The 16516-nt window shown below is 62.7% G+C and carries 14 protein-coding genes; 4 read left to right on the forward strand and 10 right to left on the reverse strand.

The window, feature by feature from the left end:
* Window positions 1-19 precede the first annotated feature (19 nt).
* A complete protein-coding gene (gene cobA / locus CHB99_RS20600; RefSeq protein ID WP_042124233.1) occupies window positions 20-763 on the forward strand; it encodes a uroporphyrinogen-III C-methyltransferase in 744 nt (247 codons plus the stop codon).
* A gap of 66 nt (window positions 764-829) precedes the next feature.
* Here cobA and CHB99_RS20605 read toward each other — a convergent pair whose 3' ends face one another.
* The 9 genes from CHB99_RS20605 to ppsA all read right to left on the reverse strand — a co-directional run bounded on the left by CHB99_RS20605 (window position 830) and on the right by ppsA (window position 9266).
* A complete protein-coding gene (locus CHB99_RS20605; protein WP_042124231.1) occupies window positions 830-1870 on the reverse strand; it encodes an OmpA family protein in 1041 nt (346 codons plus the stop codon).
* Window positions 1871-1980: 110 nt separating this feature from the next.
* Window positions 1981-2547 carry an RNA polymerase sigma factor SigX gene (gene sigX, locus CHB99_RS20610; RefSeq protein WP_042124229.1) on the reverse strand — a complete coding sequence of 189 codons (567 nt, stop codon included), beginning with the start codon at window positions 2545-2547 and terminating at the stop codon, window positions 1981-1983.
* Window positions 2548-2659: 112 nt separating this feature from the next.
* Window positions 2660-3484 (reverse strand): mechanosensitive ion channel family protein, encoded by an 825-nt coding sequence (locus CHB99_RS20615; RefSeq protein WP_042124227.1) that lies wholly within the window; start codon window positions 3482-3484, stop codon window positions 2660-2662.
* A 2-nt stretch (window positions 3485-3486) separates the two neighbouring features.
* Window positions 3487-3735, reverse strand: a complete 249-nt coding sequence (locus CHB99_RS20620) for a CrfX protein (RefSeq protein ID WP_170946401.1) — start codon at window positions 3733-3735, stop codon at window positions 3487-3489.
* A gap of 94 nt (window positions 3736-3829) precedes the next feature.
* The gene (locus tag CHB99_RS20625) at window positions 3830-4825 is read right to left on the reverse strand and encodes a zinc transporter ZntB (RefSeq protein WP_042124223.1); all 996 of its coding nucleotides are present in this window, start codon (window positions 4823-4825) and stop codon (window positions 3830-3832) included.
* Between the two features lie 27 nt (window positions 4826-4852).
* On the reverse strand, window positions 4853-5341 hold the full coding sequence (gene rraA / locus CHB99_RS20630) for a ribonuclease E activity regulator RraA (RefSeq protein ID WP_042124221.1): 489 nt from the start codon (window positions 5339-5341) through the stop codon (window positions 4853-4855).
* Window positions 5342-5434: 93 nt separating this feature from the next.
* The gene (locus CHB99_RS20635) at window positions 5435-5734 is read right to left on the reverse strand and encodes a Rieske (2Fe-2S) protein (RefSeq protein ID WP_042124219.1); all 300 of its coding nucleotides are present in this window, start codon (window positions 5732-5734) and stop codon (window positions 5435-5437) included.
* A 51-nt stretch (window positions 5735-5785) separates the two neighbouring features.
* Window positions 5786-6784 carry an alpha/beta fold hydrolase gene (locus tag CHB99_RS20640; protein WP_042124217.1) on the reverse strand — a complete coding sequence of 333 codons (999 nt, stop codon included), beginning with the start codon at window positions 6782-6784 and terminating at the stop codon, window positions 5786-5788.
* Between the two features lie 106 nt (window positions 6785-6890).
* Window positions 6891-9266, reverse strand: coding sequence for a phosphoenolpyruvate synthase (gene ppsA / locus CHB99_RS20645; protein ID WP_042124215.1), 2376 nt, complete (start codon window positions 9264-9266; stop codon window positions 6891-6893).
* A 188-nt stretch (window positions 9267-9454) separates the two neighbouring features.
* On the opposite strand from ppsA, the gene ppsR reads away from it, so the two are divergent.
* The 3 genes from ppsR (at window position 9455) to CHB99_RS20665 (ending at window position 11243) form a co-directional block, all read left to right on the forward strand.
* On the forward strand, window positions 9455-10273 hold the full coding sequence (gene ppsR / locus CHB99_RS20655) for a posphoenolpyruvate synthetase regulatory kinase/phosphorylase PpsR (RefSeq protein ID WP_042124213.1): 819 nt from the start codon (window positions 9455-9457) through the stop codon (window positions 10271-10273).
* Between the two features lie 249 nt (window positions 10274-10522).
* Window positions 10523-10921, forward strand: a complete 399-nt coding sequence (locus CHB99_RS20660; RefSeq protein WP_042124211.1) for a carboxymuconolactone decarboxylase family protein — start codon at window positions 10523-10525, stop codon at window positions 10919-10921.
* 34 nt (window positions 10922-10955) lie between these two features.
* A complete protein-coding gene (locus CHB99_RS20665; RefSeq protein WP_042124209.1) occupies window positions 10956-11243 on the forward strand; it encodes a hypothetical protein in 288 nt (95 codons plus the stop codon).
* A gap of 92 nt (window positions 11244-11335) precedes the next feature.
* Here CHB99_RS20665 and CHB99_RS20670 read toward each other — a convergent pair whose 3' ends face one another.
* Window positions 11336-16201 (reverse strand): NAD-glutamate dehydrogenase, encoded by a 4866-nt coding sequence (locus CHB99_RS20670; protein ID WP_042124207.1) that lies wholly within the window; start codon window positions 16199-16201, stop codon window positions 11336-11338.
* Between the last annotated feature and the right edge of the window lie 315 nt (window positions 16202-16516).

Consider the following 16516-nt stretch of genomic DNA (forward strand, 5'->3'; position numbering starts at 1 on the left):
CCTGACGAGGAATGCCCCGATGAATGCAAAAGTCTGGCTGGTAGGTGCCGGCCCCGGCGATCCCGAACTGCTCACCCTGAAAGCGGTACGCGCCATCGCCCAGGCCGATGTGGTGATGCTGGATGACCTGGTCAATCCGGCAGTCCTCGAACACTGCCCGCGGGCACGGGTGATCCGTGTCGGCAAGCGCGGTGGCTGCCGCTCGACGCCACAGTCGTTCATTCAGCGCCTGATGCTGCGTCACGCACGCCAGGGCCGCTGCGTGGTTCGCCTGAAGGGCGGCGACCCGTGCATCTTCGGCCGGGGCGGCGAGGAAGCCGAGTGGCTTGAGGCCCGGGGTGTGGAAGTGGAACTGGTGAACGGCATCACCGCCGGGCTCGCCGGCGCGACACGCTGCGGCATTCCGCTCACCTTGCGCGGCGTGAGTCGCGGCGTGACGCTGGTCACCGCGCACACCCAGGACGACAGCCCGCTCAACTGGCACGGCCTGGCGCAAAGCGGCATGACCCTGGTGGTGTACATGGGTGTGGCCCGGCTGCGGGAGATCCAGCAAGGCTTGCTGGCGGCCGGCATGACGCCGCAGATGCCCGTGGCGATGATCGAGAACGCATCCCTGCCCGGGCAACGGGAATGCCGCAGCCAGTTGCAGCACATGGATCATGACGCCGCGGCGTTCGCCCTGCAGAGCCCGGCCATTCTGGTCATCGGGGAGGTGGCGGGAGCAGCCTCGGCCCTGCTGGAACTGCGCCAGGCAGCGATCTGAAAGGGTAAATCGCAGGCAAAGAAAAGCCCGGCCGAAGCCGGGCTTTTCAGTAGTGCGTCAGACCAATTACTTGGCTTGAGCTTCTACTTGAGCTTCAACGCGACGGTTGACAGCGCGACCAGCTTCGGTGGCGTTGTCGGCAACCGGACGGGACTCACCGTAGCCAACCGACTGAACGCGGTTCGACTCAACACCGTACTGGTTGGTCAGCACTTCCTTGACTGCCTTGGCGCGACGGTCGGACAGCTTCTGGTTGTAAGCGTCGGTACCAACGGAGTCGGTGTGACCTTCAACGGTGGTGGTGGTTTGTGGGTACTGCTTCATGAAGTCAGCCAGGTTCTTGATATCGCCGTAGCTGTTTGGCTTCACGACCGACTTGTCGAAGTCGAACTTGACGTCCAGCTCAACGCGAACGACTTCGGCAACAGCCGGGCAGCCGTCGGCGTCAACGGTGACGTTGGCCGGAGTGTCAGGGCACTTGTCGACGTTGTCGCAGACGCCGTCGTTGTCGCTGTCGGAGCAGACTTCAGCTACTGGAGCAGGAGCTGGAGCAGCGGCAGGCTTGGTGCTGCCACCGAAGTTCAGGCCGACACCGACGGTAGGCGCCCACTCGGTGTTGCCGTTGTCGATGTTGTATTGAGCTTGAACGCCAGCACGGGCGAAGAAGTATTCGGTGATGTACCACTTGGCACCGGCGCCCAGGTTGGCGAAGGTGGAGTGGTCACGGCCACCGCGAGTGGCCTGGCCCAGGCTTTCGTGGGCGAAACCAGCGGAAACGTATGGACGCAGACCAACGTCGGCAGCGCCGAAGTGGTAAGTCGCGTCGAGACCGGTTTTCGAGCCTTTGATGTCCTTGTTGAACACATCACCACGAGCGTTGTGAGTCTCGTTGTAGTTCAGGTCCAGGGACACATCGTCGGTCAGGAAGTAGCCGAGACGAACACCAGGATTGGTGCCATCATTCTTGAAGTTACGTTCGCTATCGTAGTACTGCTTAGTGACGTTACCTTCAATCTCGACTGCGCCTTGGCCTTGTGCCAGTGCGCCGAAGGAAGTTGCGGCAACAAGAGAACCAATGGCCAAGCCCAAGGTGTTTTTCAATTTCATCCGTTAAATCCCCATTTGGTGATTGTTAAGCAGTCCCCACCAATTCCGGGGGACAACTCGACGGCAAGTTTAGCAGAACTCACCGGGTCGTTAGAGAAAATTCCGTAGGACTAAGTTTCAATCTGTCCGGAAAATTTCTCGCGAAGCTTGTCCAGCGCACGCTTGTAACGCATTTTCGTTGCGCTCAAGCCCATATGCATGATGTCGGCGATTTCCTGGAATTCCAGCTCTGCGACAAATCGTAGCACCAGGATTTCCCGATCAATGGGGTTCACATGAACCAACCAGCGATCCAGCCCGCCCTTCTCTTCCGGCTTCGGCGATTTCTCTTCTGAAGCTTCTTCCACCGGATCGAGACTCAGGGCATCCATCAACCGCCGCTTGCGCCGCTCCTTGCGGTACTGGGTGATGCACTCGTTGTAGGTGATGCTGTAGAGCCAGGTCTTGAACTTGGATTTGCCCTCGAAGTTCTTCAGACCGTACAGGACCTTCAGCATCACCTCCTGACAGACATCGTCGGCATCCCGATCGTTCCCGAGATAGCGCGCGCAAACGTTAAAAAGTGTGCGCTGGTAGCGCCGCATGAGCTCTTCATAGGCGCGGGTGACGTGAAATAGCTCCTCATGCGAACGCGCCACCAACTCCTCATCGGTGAGTTCGCGGGGGTCGTAACGCATGGGCAGCGAGGTGACTTTATTCAAAACAAATCAGGCCGACAGTCAGGTATTCGTCGCCGCTCGCCCGGGAGGGGCGATTTCGCGGCGGCATACATTAACAGGATTTGTCCGGTTAGCGGCTACTGACACGCTGCTCCAGCAGGGTCCGATTGGACAGCGACACCAAATCGCCATCATCGGTCAGCACCACCGTCTTGACCGTGCCGATCTCTTCGATCTGGCCTTCGACGTCGCCAATCCGTACATCCTGACCGACTTGGTAGAGCTCGCGGACATAGATACCGGCAATGATCTGCCCGGCGATTTCCCGACTGCCGAGGCCCATGGCCAGGGCCACGGCCAGACCAACGGTAATCAGGCCGATGACGATCACGTGGTTGAGGAGGTCGGTTTTCACCTCCAGCTGGCTGATCGCCACCGAGATGCTGATGATGATCACCAGGCCCTGGGCGATGCGTCCGATACCTGCCGCGTATTCCAGGCCGATACCCTCGGCGGCGCCGCGTACCAGGCCATTGGCGAACTGCGCCAGGAGCAGACCGCAGAGCAGCACCAACGCGCCACCGAAGACTTTCGGCAGGTACAGGGCGAGCATGTCGAGCGTCGCGGAAACCCGCTCCAGGCCGAGGGACTCGGCGGCGGACACGAGGAATACCAGGAGCACGAACCAGTAGACGATCTTGCCGATCAGGGTCGAGATCGGCACCTGGATACCGACACGGCTGAGCATCTTGGTCAGGCCGGTACCCGCCATCAGGCGATCGAGGCCGAGCTTGGCCAGCAGTTTGGACAGCAGGGTGTCGAGCAGCTTGGCCACGACGAAGCCGAGCAGCACGACCACCAGGGCGCCAAACAGGTTGGGGATGAAGTTCGCGACTTTGGTCCACAACGCGGTCATCGCAGCGACCAGGCTCTGGGTCCAGAGATCAAGTTCCATATTCAATCGGCCTTATCAGCTTTGGAAGCGGTGCGGCGAACCGGCGCGACATGCGCCGAGCCATTGTTGATGGCGATCATCAGCGCCTGGCTCCAGCGGCCAAGCAGACTGAACAGATCGCCGGCGCCGACCTGGCGGTTGGCGGTTTTCAGGACACGCCCGAGGCAGGCATCGTCATCCCGGTCCTGGCCGGAAGGCGACGCCTTGAGCATGTCTCGCAGGGATTGTTCAAACGGATCGTGCATGGGCACCTCGCGCAATGTCTGTCAAAGACGAGACGCCCGTGCCACGGGTCACATGAACAATTCGCACGGGGGTCGGGAATGAATTCGTCAAAATCGCTTCTCACACCCAGCGCAGGCGGCGGAACAGCCACCACTGCCCGAGGGCCAGGCCCAGCACCAACAGGCTGGCATAGAGGAAGCCCAATGGACTGTCGGAGCCGGGAATGCCGCCGACATTGATGCCGAGCAGGCCGGTGACGAAGCTCATCGGCAGGAAAATGCAGGTGATGATGCCGAAGCGGTACATGGTCCGGTTCATCCGTTCGTTGAGGCGACGGTCCTCGCTTTCCAGGACCATCGCCACCCGCTCACGGGTAAGTTCCAGCTCTTCCAGGTACCGGATCAGGCTGTTGTTCAGCTCGTTCCAGTAGTCCGCGTCGTCCTCGACGAACCACGGCCACTTGTTGCGCGCCAACTGCGCGTAGATTTCCCGCTGTGGCGCAAGGAACCGGCGCAGCCCGGCAGCGCGCCGGCGCATCTGCTGCAAGACGCCATGTTCCGGGGTGTAGCGCTCGTCGGCTTCGAGTTTTTCTTCCTCGTCGTCGACCAGTTCCGAGAGATCGGAAACCACCGCCTGGATCTTGTCCGTCAGCAACTGCGCCAGGCTCAGCAGCAACTCCGACGCGGTGCGCGGACCCCGTCCTTCGTCCAGTTGCTGCAACAGCTCGTCGGTGGCGCGCAGGGGCCGCAGACGCAGGGAAATCACACGCTGGGCCTGGGCAAAGATGCGCACCGAGACCATGTCCTCGGGTTCCGCGCCTGGATTGAGGTTGACTCCGCGCAGAAACAGAAGCATCTGCGCATCGGGCTGCGGCAGCATGCGCGGGCGGGTGTTCTCCTCCAGCAGCAGGTCGCAGGCGAATTCGTTGAGGCCGCTGTCCTGGCGCAGCCAGGTCTGGGTCTGCGGGTGACCGCGGTCCCAGTGCAGCCAGAGGCTTTCCTCCGGCTGCAGGACCAGGGCGTCGAGTTCAGTCCGAGCGATAGGACGCGCACCGCCCCTGCCATCGAGAACCAGGGCATGAACCAGCCCCCACTGCGCGTTGTCTTCCTCGAACATCCTTACTCCATCGTCCTGTCTATTGGCTCACTCGGGCATGCTCAGCGGGCTAGGCGAGATGATCACGCCGTTGTTGTCCGCGTAGATGTACTGGCCCGGGTGGAAAGTGACGCCAGCGAAGGTCACCGCGACGTTGAGGTCGCCGATGCCGCGCTTGTCGGTCTTCATCGGGTGGCTGGCCAGGGCCTGCACGCCGACGTCGGTCTGCGCCAGGACGTCGACGTCACGCACGCAACCATAGATCACCAGGCCTTCCCAGCCATTCTTCGCCGCCTTCTCGGCAAGCATGTCGCCCAGCAGCGCGCGGCGCAGCGAACCGCCACCGTCGACCACCAGGACCTTGCCCTTGCCGTCGAGATCGACCTGCTCCTTGACCAGCGAGTTGTCCTCGAAGCACTTGATGGTGACGATCTCGCCGCCGAACGAGTCGCGACCGCCGAAGTTGCTGAACATCGGCTCCAGCACCTGCACCAGTTCAGGGTAGGCGTCGCACAAATCGGGCGTAACGTAATGCATGGGAAACTCCTGTCAGACAGAGAAAATGGATGTCGGATTCACAATCACTGAAATGGACGAAACCTGGCAATACGGCTTTAGACCAGACTCAGGCTACACGTCGATGCCAATGCGGTCACCCTCATACGCCACCTTGTACAGGCTGAGCCCCGCGCAGCCCGGCTGCAGCGCCCTCCCGGACGACAGGCTGAAGGCCAGGCCATGCCGCGGACAACGCAGCACGTCACCCTCCACGGTGGCCGCGGCCAACGACGCGCCCTGATGCGGGCAGCGCTCATCGATCAGCACCGGGCGATTATCCACCACCAGCAACAGCAACGCCTGGCCGTTGACCCGGAAAGCCTTGCGATAGCCATCGTGCAGATTGATCAGCCGCTCAAGGGCAACGAACATGACAAGGACCCAAAAACAGAAAGTGACCAGATAGCCGACAAACGTCACATCTTAGCCGTTAACGGGCTCCGGCGAAACGTCCGACACCACCTGCCGCTCAATCATCGCCAACGGATCGCGCAACCAGCGCTCCACCAACGGCCAGACCTGAGTTTGCGCAGGCTTGCTGACCAGCATATCCACATGGCCGAAGTTGTCGAATCCCTCTTCCTTGCCCAGGCGCAGAAAACGCTTGTCGTCGCTGCCGATCTGCTCGAACAGCTTGCGACAGGCCCACACCGGGTCCTGGAAATCACCGGCGCCAGCAACCGTCAGCACCGGCACACGCACCTCTGCCAGGCCAGCCCACCAGTCGCGCTCCTTGTCGCCGAAACGGCCGAACAGACCGAACCAGCGCATGCTTTCGATGGCCAGGCCGATCGGCTCGTCTTCCGGGCCGCGCTTGAACCGCGAACCGGAAATATGCGGGAAGCGCTTGAGCAGCAGACGACTGCCCCATTCCAGCGGCGGAATCTTCAGTGGCCAGTAGGTGCGACTGACCTGAGTGCCAAAGAACGCGGCGCTGGCGATCCGCGTCTCGTCCAGGTAACGCCCACCCAGGGCCGCCGCCAGGGTCGTGCCGCCCAGGGAATGGCCGAGCCAGTGCGCAGGCTGGGCGGTCTGCTCGTGAACGAAGGCGGCGATGGCCGGCAGATCATAGGCGGCATAGTCCGCGACACGATTGGCGTTGTAGTCGCGATTGCGCGGCGACAGGCCGTGGCCGCGCATTTCCGCGATCCACACATCGAATCCGGCGCGCGCCAGATGGGCGCCGAGCCCGATACCCCTGGGCGAAAACCAGAAGCGGCGATTGGAGAAACTGCCGTGCAGAAGGATCACCGGCACGCCCCGGACCGCATCCTGGTCGGCCATGCCAAGGCGGGTCAGCGCCAGCTCGACACTCGGGTCGGGGCTGTTGCCGGCCTTCAGGCGGTAGACGTCCTCGCTCAGGTCACCACAACGTTCGGCCCTGAGCAGGGCGACGGGAAAAAGGCTGCTGCTGCTTTGCATAGGCTTCTTGCACGAAAAAGGGCGCGTCCACTCATTGGACACGCCCTGGATAAAAGCGTCGCGGCGCTCGCCGCCCGGGGACGAGGAGCGCCGCGTGTCTAGCGGATCAGACCGCGCCCTGACCTTCGGCCAGGAAGAACCAGGTCTCCAGTACGGAGTCGGGGTTCAGCGAAACGCTTTCGATGCCCTGCTCCATCAGCCACTTGGCCAGGTCCGGGTGGTCCGAAGGACCCTGACCGCAGATACCGATGTACTTGCCCGCCTTGTTGCACGCCTGGATGGCGTTGGCCAGCAGCTTCTTCACCGCGGGATTCCGCTCGTCGAACAGGTGCGCGATGATCCCGGAGTCGCGGTCCAGGCCCAGGGTCAGCTGGGTCAGGTCGTTGGAACCGATGGAGAAGCCGTCGAAGTACTCGAGGAACTCGTCGGCGAGGATGGCGTTGGATGGCAGTTCGCACATCATGATCACGCGCAGGCCGTTGACACCACGACCCAGGCCGTTCTCGGCGAGCAGGTCGACGACCTGGCTGGCTTCGCCCAAGGTGCGCACGAACGGCACCATGATCTCGACGTTGGTCAGGCCCATTTCGTTGCGCACACGCTTCAGCGCACGGCATTCCAGCTCGAAGCAGTCACGGAACGACTCGCTGATGTAGCGCGACGCACCACGGAAGCCGAGCATCGGGTTCTCTTCTTCCGGCTCGTAGAGCTTGCCGCCGATCAGGTTGGCGTATTCGTTGGACTTGAAGTCCGACAGACGCACGATGACCTTCTTCGGCCAGAACGCCGCGGCCAGGGTGCTGATGCCCTCGACCAGCTTCTCGACGTAGAAGCCGACCGGATCGTTGTAGCCGGCGATGCGCTTGTCGACGCTTTCCTTCAGCTCTTGCGGCAGGCCCGCGTAGTTCAGCAGCGCTTTCGGGTGCACGCCGATCATGCGGTTGATGATGAACTCCAGGCGCGCCAGGCCGACACCGGCATTGGGCAGCTGGGCGAAGTCGAAAGCGCGGTCCGGGTTGCCGACGTTCATCATGATCTTGAACGGCAGGTCGGGCATGGCGTCGACCGAGTTCTGACGCACGTCGAAGCCCAGTTCGCCTTCGAAGATGAAACCGGTGTCGCCTTCGGCGCAGGAAACGGTCACACCCTGGCCATCCTTCAGCACCTGAGTGGCGTTGCCGCAACCGACCACGGCCGGAATACCCAGCTCACGGGCGATGATCGCCGCGTGACAGGTACGCCCGCCGCGGTTGGTGACGATGGCGCTGGCGCGCTTCATCACCGGTTCCCAGTCCGGGTCGGTCATGTCGGAGACCAGCACGTCGCCCGGCTGGACCTTGTCCATTTCCGATACGTCATGGATCACGCGGACCTTGCCGGCGCCGATGCGCTGGCCGATGGCGCGGCCTTCGACGAGGACGGTGCCCTTCTCTTTCAACAGGTAGCGTTCCATGACGTTGGCGCTGGAACGGCTCTTCACGGTTTCCGGACGGGCCTGGACGATGTACAGCTTGCCGTCGTCGCCGTCTTTGGCCCATTCGATGTCCATCGGACGCTGGTAGTGCTTCTCGATGATCATCGCCTGCTTGGCCAGCTCGCTGACCTCGGCATCGCTCAGGCAGAAGCGTGCGCGATCGGCGCGGTCGACATCGACGGTCTTGACCGAACGACCGGCCTTGGCTTCCTCGCCGTAGACCATCTTGATCGCCTTGCTGCCCAGGTTGCGGCGCAGGATGGCCGGGCGGCCGGCTTCGAGGGTGTTCTTGTGGACGTAGAACTCGTCCGGGTTGACCGCGCCCTGCACGACGGTTTCACCCAGGCCGTAGGCGCCGGTGATGAAGACCACGTCGCGGAAGCCCGATTCGGTGTCGAGGGTGAACATCACGCCCGCCGTTCCGGTTTCCGAACGGACCATGCGCTGCACGCCGGCGGACAGGGCCACCAGCTTGTGGTCGAAGCCCTGGTGGACGCGGTAGGAAATGGCGCGGTCGTTGAACAGCGAGGCGAACACTTCCTTGGCCGCGCGGATCACGTTGTCCACGCCGCGGATGTTCAGGAAGGTCTCCTGCTGGCCGGCGAAGGAAGCGTCCGGCAGGTCTTCGGCGGTGGCCGAGGAACGTACCGCGACGGCCATGTTGTCGTTGCCCTGGGCCATTTCGGCGAAGGCGGTGCGGATTTCCGCGTCGAGACGAGCCGGGAACTCGGCTTCCATCACCCACTGACGAATCTGCGCACCGGTCTTGGCCAGAGCGTTGACGTCGTCGACATCCAGCGCGTCGAGGGCGGCGTGGATCTTGTCGTTCAGCCCGCTCTGCTCGAGGAAGTCACGGTACGCCTGAGCCGTAGTGGCAAAGCCGCCGGGAACCGATACACCGGCACCCGCGAGGTTACTGATCATCTCGCCCAGGGATGCGTTCTTGCCCCCCACATGCTCCACATCATGGACGCCGAGCTTATCGAGGGAAACTACGTACTCTACCAAGGTGATCTCTCCACTAACTGTATTGGAAAAGCTCAGGACGCCGGTGAATCCCCCGCGGGACCGACCGGGCGCTTGTGGCCTGGACCTGGAAAATAAGTGAGAATGCCGACGATGTCGTTACGATGGCGTTCGGCAAACCGAACCTATCATATCCAAGATTCGTCACCAGCTTAAGGCCCATGGCGCAAATGAAACGATCTGCTTTCTTCATTTCCGACGGTACCGGCATCACTGCGGAGACCCTCGGGCAGAGTCTTCTAGCCCAATTCGAGAATATTCCGTTCAACAAGTTCACCCGTCCCTACATCGACAGCGTGGACAAAGCACGGGTCATGGTGCAGCAGATCAACGCCGCCGCAGAGCGCGACGGCGTGCGCCCGATCATCTTCGACACCATCGTCAATCAGGACATTCGCGAGATCCTGGCGACCTCCAATGGCTTCATGATCGACATCTTTTCCACCTTCCTCGCCCCGCTGGAGCAGGAACTGACCGCCCATTCGTCGTATTCCGTGGGCAAATCCCACTCGATCGGCGGCAACTCCAACTACATGGAGCGGATCGAGGCGGTGAACTTCGCCCTGGACAACGACGACGGGGCACGGACGCACTACTACGACAAGGCCGACCTGATCCTGGTGGGGGTATCGCGCTGCGGCAAGACGCCGACCTGTCTGTACATGGCCATGCAATTCGGCATCCGGGCGGCGAACTACCCGCTGACCGAGGACGACATGGAGCGCCTGCAGTTGCCAGCGGCACTGAAGAATCACCAGCACAAGCTGTTCGGGCTGACCATCGACCCGGACCGCCTGACCGCCATTCGTCATGAACGCAAGCCCAACAGCCGCTACGCCAGCTTCGCCCAGTGCGAGTTCGAAGTGCGCGAGGTGGAAAACCTGTTCCGCCGGGAGAATATTCCCCACATCAATTCCACGCATTTCTCGGTGGAGGAGATCTCCGCGAAGATTCTGGTGGAGAAAGGCGTGGAACGGCGGTTCAAGTAAAACAGACCGGCTTGCCGTGGAAGGACTGCGCAGCGGTCCTTCACATGCGCTGCACCTGCCAGCAGAAGACCGACCTTTGTTAGCGATATAGCATTACGCCAAAAAAATCTAAGCCCATCCTGTTGTTTCCATGAGGTTTACGCCCTCATGGCCGGAGGTCGCCATGCTGCCGGCACAGGCATCGCTGCCAGTGAACTAGACTGGATCTGCCTCTGGAGCAGATGCCTCCAGAGCGGCAGGAGGTGTCACATGGCTATTAACGATACCTATCGAGAAATCGAACAGACCCTGGGTCAGATGCCGGAGTGGATCCGGCAGATGCCGGAAGGCGGCGCGAACGGATTCTGGGGCATGGCCCGCGACTTCTGGCTGGCGGATACCCGGATTCCCAACAAGTACAAGGAACTGATCGGTGTGGCGGTGTCCGGGGCAACCCGCTGCAAATACTGCACCTTGTTCCATACCGAAGCCGCGCGCCTGTTTGGCGCAAGCGACGAGGAAATCTCCGAAGCCAGCTTCATGGGCTCGCTGACCATGATGGGCAGCACCTTCATCAACGCGCAGCAGATCGACTACGAGCAGTTCCGCCAGGAAACGCTGAGTATCGTCCGGTATGTCAAAGATCACTCGCACGCCCAAGCCGCCTGAGCCGTTGCGGGAACCCGCCCTTCGCCAGCTGACGATGGACAAGTTGATTGCAATCACCAGCGGTGGTCCGAGGACCACCGCTCGGTGGCAAGCGGCGGTGCTGCGGGCCATCAGCGAACTGATGCGCTACAGCGATACCGCCCGGGAAGAAAGCCAGGACCTGCGCATCCCCTTTGCCAAAGCACTCAATGACCTCTACGCCGGACAGAAGTCCGACGCCGAGTTGACCGAGATGGTGTTACTGATGCTGGAACTGGAGACCGCCCCCTTGCCCGGCAACGAGCCCCAGGCGGGCGCGGCATCCGGGAAGCATGACCGCTGAGACCAGGAAGAAACGGTGTCGCTCCGTGCAACGCCCCAAATAAAAGAGGCCCCGGCATCACTGCCGGGGCCTCTTCATTTCACCTCACGGGATCAGGACGGCAACACCGCCGACTGCCCGCTCAACGCCAGATCCACCAGCTCGCGGTTGGCCACCGCGTACATGGCGTAATCGGTGCCGGTAGCGGCCCGCAGGTCGTCGAGCATGGCGCGCCAGCGCTCGACCATCACGCGGTGCTGCTCCACCCACAAGGCTACCCGCGCGTCCATGTCCTCCGGCGCATCGGCCATCTGCAGCACGGAAATGGTGATCGCGCGCTGCTGCAGGTCGATATCGTCGCGGAAGGCCTCGCGGGCCAGGGCCTGCCAGTTGTTTTCCACGGTCAGGTTGCTGATTTCCTGCAGGTACCAGGTCAGGTCCAGCGCGCTGCCCACGGCGAAGAACGCCTTGGCTACCTGCGCCGGGTCCTGGCCGGTGACATCGGAAGCCTCGATGATCGGCAGCAGGGTGTACAGGTGCGTGGTACCCGCCACCATCCGCGCCAGCAGTTCCGGTACGCCGGCCTCGACGAAGCTCTGGTAGCGGGTCTGCCAGCGTTCGCGGGTCGGGCCTTCCAGCAGTTCGTCGAGTTTCAGACCCAACGCGGCGATCTGCGGACCGAAGTGAGCGACGTCACGGCCGGCATCCTGCTCGTTGCGGCGGCTGCGCAGGAACCAGCGGGTCGCGCGACGACCCAGACGCATCAGTTCGTCCATCAGGGTCAGCTGGACTTCCGCCGGCACCTGGTAATCCAGCGCCTCGATCTGACGGAACCAGTGCGGCAGGTGGAAGATGTCACGCACGATCACATAGGCCCCGGCCACGTTCGCCGGGCTCATGCCGGTGGACTCCTTCAGGCGCTGGACGAACGTGATGCCCATGTTGTTGACCAGGTCGTTGGCGATCTGGGTGCTGACGATCTCGCGTTTCAGGCGGTGGCGACGCATGGCATCGGCAAACTTGTGCACCAGCGACGGCGGGAACGCGGTCTCCATGTCGCGGGTCAGGTAGTCGTCGTCCGGTACCAGCGACTTGAGCAGGGCTTCCTTGAGGTCGATCTTGCTGTAGGAGATCAGCACCGACAGCTCGGCACGGCTCAGACCCTGGTTGGCGGCGATGCGCTCGGCCAGTTGCTCTTCCGAAGGCAGGAACTCGATCGCCCGGTCCAGCTTGCCGCGACCTTCCAGGTCGGCCATCAGGCGCTTGTACTCGGCGATGCGCTCCTTGGCACGGCGCGCCGCCAGGGACAGGGCCTGGGTCTGCTTGTAGTTGTTGCCCAGGACCAGCGCGGCCACTTCGTCGGTCATGCTGCCGAGCAGCTGGTTGCGCTGCTTCTCGGTCATGTCGCCGGCCTGCACGACTTCGTTGAGCAGGATCTTGATGTTGACCTCGTGGTCGGAGCAGTCCACACCACCGGCGTTGTCGATGAAGTCGGTGTTGGTCGCGCCGCCGTTGAGGCCGAACTCGACCCGGCCGAGCTGGGTCATGCCCAGGTTGCCGCCCTCGCCCACCACCTTGCAGCGCAGCTCGTCACCGTTGACCCGCAGGGCGTCGTTGGCCTTGTCGCCGACGTCGGCGTGGCTTTCTTCGCTGGACTTGACGTAGGTGCCGATGCCGCCGTTCCACAGCAGGTCGACCGGCGCCTTGAGCAGGGCGTTGAGCAGCTCGGTCGGGGTCAGTTTGTCCGCCTCGATGGCGAAGCGTTCCTTCATCTGCGGGGTGATGGTGATGCTCTTCGCGCTGCGCGGGAAGATACCGCCACCCTCGGACATGATGCTGGTGTCGTAGTCGCTCCAGGCCGACCGCGGCAGGTCGAACAGGCGCTTGCGCTCGGCGAAACTGCTGGCCGCGTCCGGGTTCGGGTCGATGAAGATGTGCAGGTGGTTGAAGGCCGCGACCAGTTGCAGGGTCTCGGACATCAGCAGGCCGTTGCCGAACACGTCACCGGCCATGTCGCCGATGCCCACCACGGTGATGTTGTCCTTCTGCACGTTGATGCCGCGCTCGCGGAAGTGGCGCTGCACGCCAACCCAGGCGCCACGGGCGGTGATGCCCATCTTCTTGTGGTCGTAGCCGGCCGAGCCGCCGGAGGCGAAGGCGTCGCCGAGCCAGAAACCGTAGTCGATGGCGATGCCGTTGGCGATGTCGGAGAAGGTCGCGGTGCCCTTGTCCGCCGCCACCACCAGGTACGGATCGTCATCGTCGTGACGCACCACGTTGGCCGGTGGCACCACGCCGCCGTCCTTGAGGTTGTCGGTGATGTCGAGCAGGCCGGAGATGAAGATGCGGTAGCAGGCGATGCCTTCGGCGGCGATGTCGTCACGGCTGCCGCCCAGCGGCAGACGACGCGGCAGGAAGCCGCCCTTGGCGCCGACCGGCACGATCACCGAGTTCTTCACCTGCTGGGCTTTCACCAGGCCCAGCACTTCGGTACGGAAGTCTTCCTCGCGGTCCGACCAGCGCAGGCCGCCGCGGGCGACGTTGCCGAAGCGCAGGTGCACGCCCTCGACCCGTGGCGAATAGACGAAGATCTCGAAGCGCGGCACCGGCTTGGGCAGCTCGGGGATCAGCTTCGGATTGAACTTGAAGCTGAAGTAGGACTTGTTCTGGCCCTTGGCGTCCGGCTGGTAGAAGTTGGTGCGCAGGGTGGCCTTGATCAGGTCCAGGTAGCGCCGCAGGATGCGGTCTTCGTTGAGCACCTGGACGTCGTCCAGGGCGCTGAGGATCGCCTGTTCCAGACGCTGCTGCTTGTCTTCCAGGTCTTCGCTGGCGAGCTTGCGCGCCAGGTAGAAGCGGGTCTTGAACAACCGGGTCAGCTCGCGGGCGATGTCGGTGTGGTTGTTCAGGGTGCTGGCGATGTAGCCGAGGTCGAAGCCCAGGCGGATCTGCTTCATGTAGCGCGCATAGGCGCGCAGCAGGGCGACGTCGCGCCACGGCAGACCGGCGGTCAGCACCAGGCGGTTGAAGGCATCGTTTTCCGCATCGCCGTTGACGATGTGGACGAAGGCGTCCTGCAGGGTGTCGTTGAGCTGCTGGATATCCAGGTCCAGGCCTTCGCTGTAGGTGAAGGCGAAGTCATGGATCCAGAACTCGCGGCCATTGTTGTGACGCAGGCGGTACGGGAACTCGCCGAGTACGCGCAGTCCGAGGTTTTCCAGGATCGGCAGGACGTCGGACAGGGCCAGCGGGGTATCGGCGTGGTACAGCTTGCAGTGCAGGGTCTGTTTGCCGGCCTGGGTCAGCGGCTGGTAGAAGCTCATCACCAGCGGCTTTTTCTCCGACAGGTTGAGCAGGTGCTGCATGTCGACCACCGCGGAGTGCGCGGCGAAACGCTCGCGGTAGCCGGCCGGGAAGCCTTTCGGGAAGTCGGCCAGGACGTTGGTGCCCTGGGCTTCGCCGAAGCTCTCGACGGTCAGGCTGGCGTAGTCGTCCTGCCACGAGCGGCAGGCCTGGATCACTTCGTTTTCCAGCTGCTTGGGATCGATATCGATGCGGTTCTTCGGATCGACCCGCAGGATCAGTTGCACCCGCGCCAGCACCGACTCGGAGAAGAAGGTCCAGAATTCGCAGTCGCTGGCCTTCAGGCGCTCCATCAGCACCTGCTGGATCTTCTGCCGCACTTCGGTGGAATAGATGTCGCGCGGCACGTAGGCCAGGCAGTAGCAGAAGCGGCCGTACGGGTCCTTGCGCAGGAACACGCGGATCTTGTTGCGCTCCTGGATCTGCACGATGGACATGACGGTGGTGAACAGCTCGTCCACCGGGGTCTGGAACAGGTCGTCACGCGGCAGCACTTCGAGGACCTGGGCCAGTTCCTTGCCCAGGTGGGCCTTGGCATCGAAGCCGGAACGGCGCTCGACTTCGGCGACCTTGTCGCGGATGTATGGAATCTGGCGGACGCTTTCGCCGTACACCGCGGAGGTGTACAGGCCCATGAAGCGGCATTCCTTGATGACCTTGCCGTCGGCATCGAGCTGGCGGATCGACACGTAGTCCGGGTACGCCGGGCGGTGCACGCGGCTCGGATGGGCAGCCTTGGCGAAGGACAGCAGCAGCGGCTCGTTGAGGTAGCTGACTGCGTAGTCCTCGATGCGCAGGTCGTCGGCGGTGAGGCCGGCGCGCAGCAGGCGGGTCAGCCCCAGGAAGGACTGTTCGTCATAGACCAGATGGCCGCCCTGGGCATCGCCCTTGACCACGAACTCTTCGTAACCGAGGAAGGTGAAATGGTTGCCCACCAGCCATTCGAGGAAGCTCTGGACCTCGGCCTTCTCGCCTTCGACCGCCGCGTACGGGGTCTGCTCGACCAGCGCCAGCAAGTCTCGGACCTTGGCCTTCATCGGCTCGAAGTCGGCCACGGCGACACGTACTTCGGCCAGTACCTGGGTCAGTTCGTGGGTCAGCACGGCGAGTTCGGCGTTGTTGGCGCAACGGTCGATCTCCAGGTACATCAGCGATTCCTGGAGCACGCCCTCGCCCTGGGTACCTTTGGGCAGGATCTCCAGCAGCTCGCCGGCCGCCCCGCGACGCACGCTGAGCACGGTGGTCTGCAGGGTGTGGATGCTGTAGCCGCGACGGTTCAGCTCGGTGCGCACCGAGTCCACCAGGAACGGCAGGTCATGGTGCAGGACTTCCACGGCGGTGTGGGTCGACTGCCAGCCATGACGCTCGTAATCGGGGTTGTAGACGTTGACCTGGGGCTGGCCGTGATCGAAGCGCTCGATGATGCGCCAGGCAGAGAGGGTGCAGCCGACCAGGTCGGACAGGCGCCGCTGGGTAAGTTCGTCAAGAGAGATGATGCCGAAGAACTGCTCTGCGAACAGCGCCACTTGTGGCAGTGCCTGTTCGCTGATGTGCTGCCCCAGGGCCGCTTTCAGTTGATGCTGGAAGTCGGCTTTGCTGGCTGCGGTGAAAAACGCCATCTGTGGTACTCCGCTTGGGCTTTGTTATTGGGTGAAGCGTCGCGCGTGTCCGCTTTATCCCGCATCAACCATAGTCAATGGCGGGCAAAACGGTGAGGAATGCTAAAGAGCGGCTGCCGGGCTGACCGAACGGTCACACCGGGATGGACGTCTGCAAAAACCACTGGCGCGGCGGCGACTGCGTCTTTACGGATGTCCATCGACATCGCAGCTTAACGACAGGCCACCCGCCCCTGCTTGCGACGCTGCGACATATTCGGACAACGAGGAGCAACCCGTGATTTATCCAGCCGGCAAAGACTGGCAAACTCGCGT

It is taken from the genome of Pseudomonas japonica, assembly GCF_900188455.1.
Taxonomy (GTDB): Bacteria; Pseudomonadota; Gammaproteobacteria; order Pseudomonadales; family Pseudomonadaceae; genus Aquipseudomonas; species Aquipseudomonas japonica.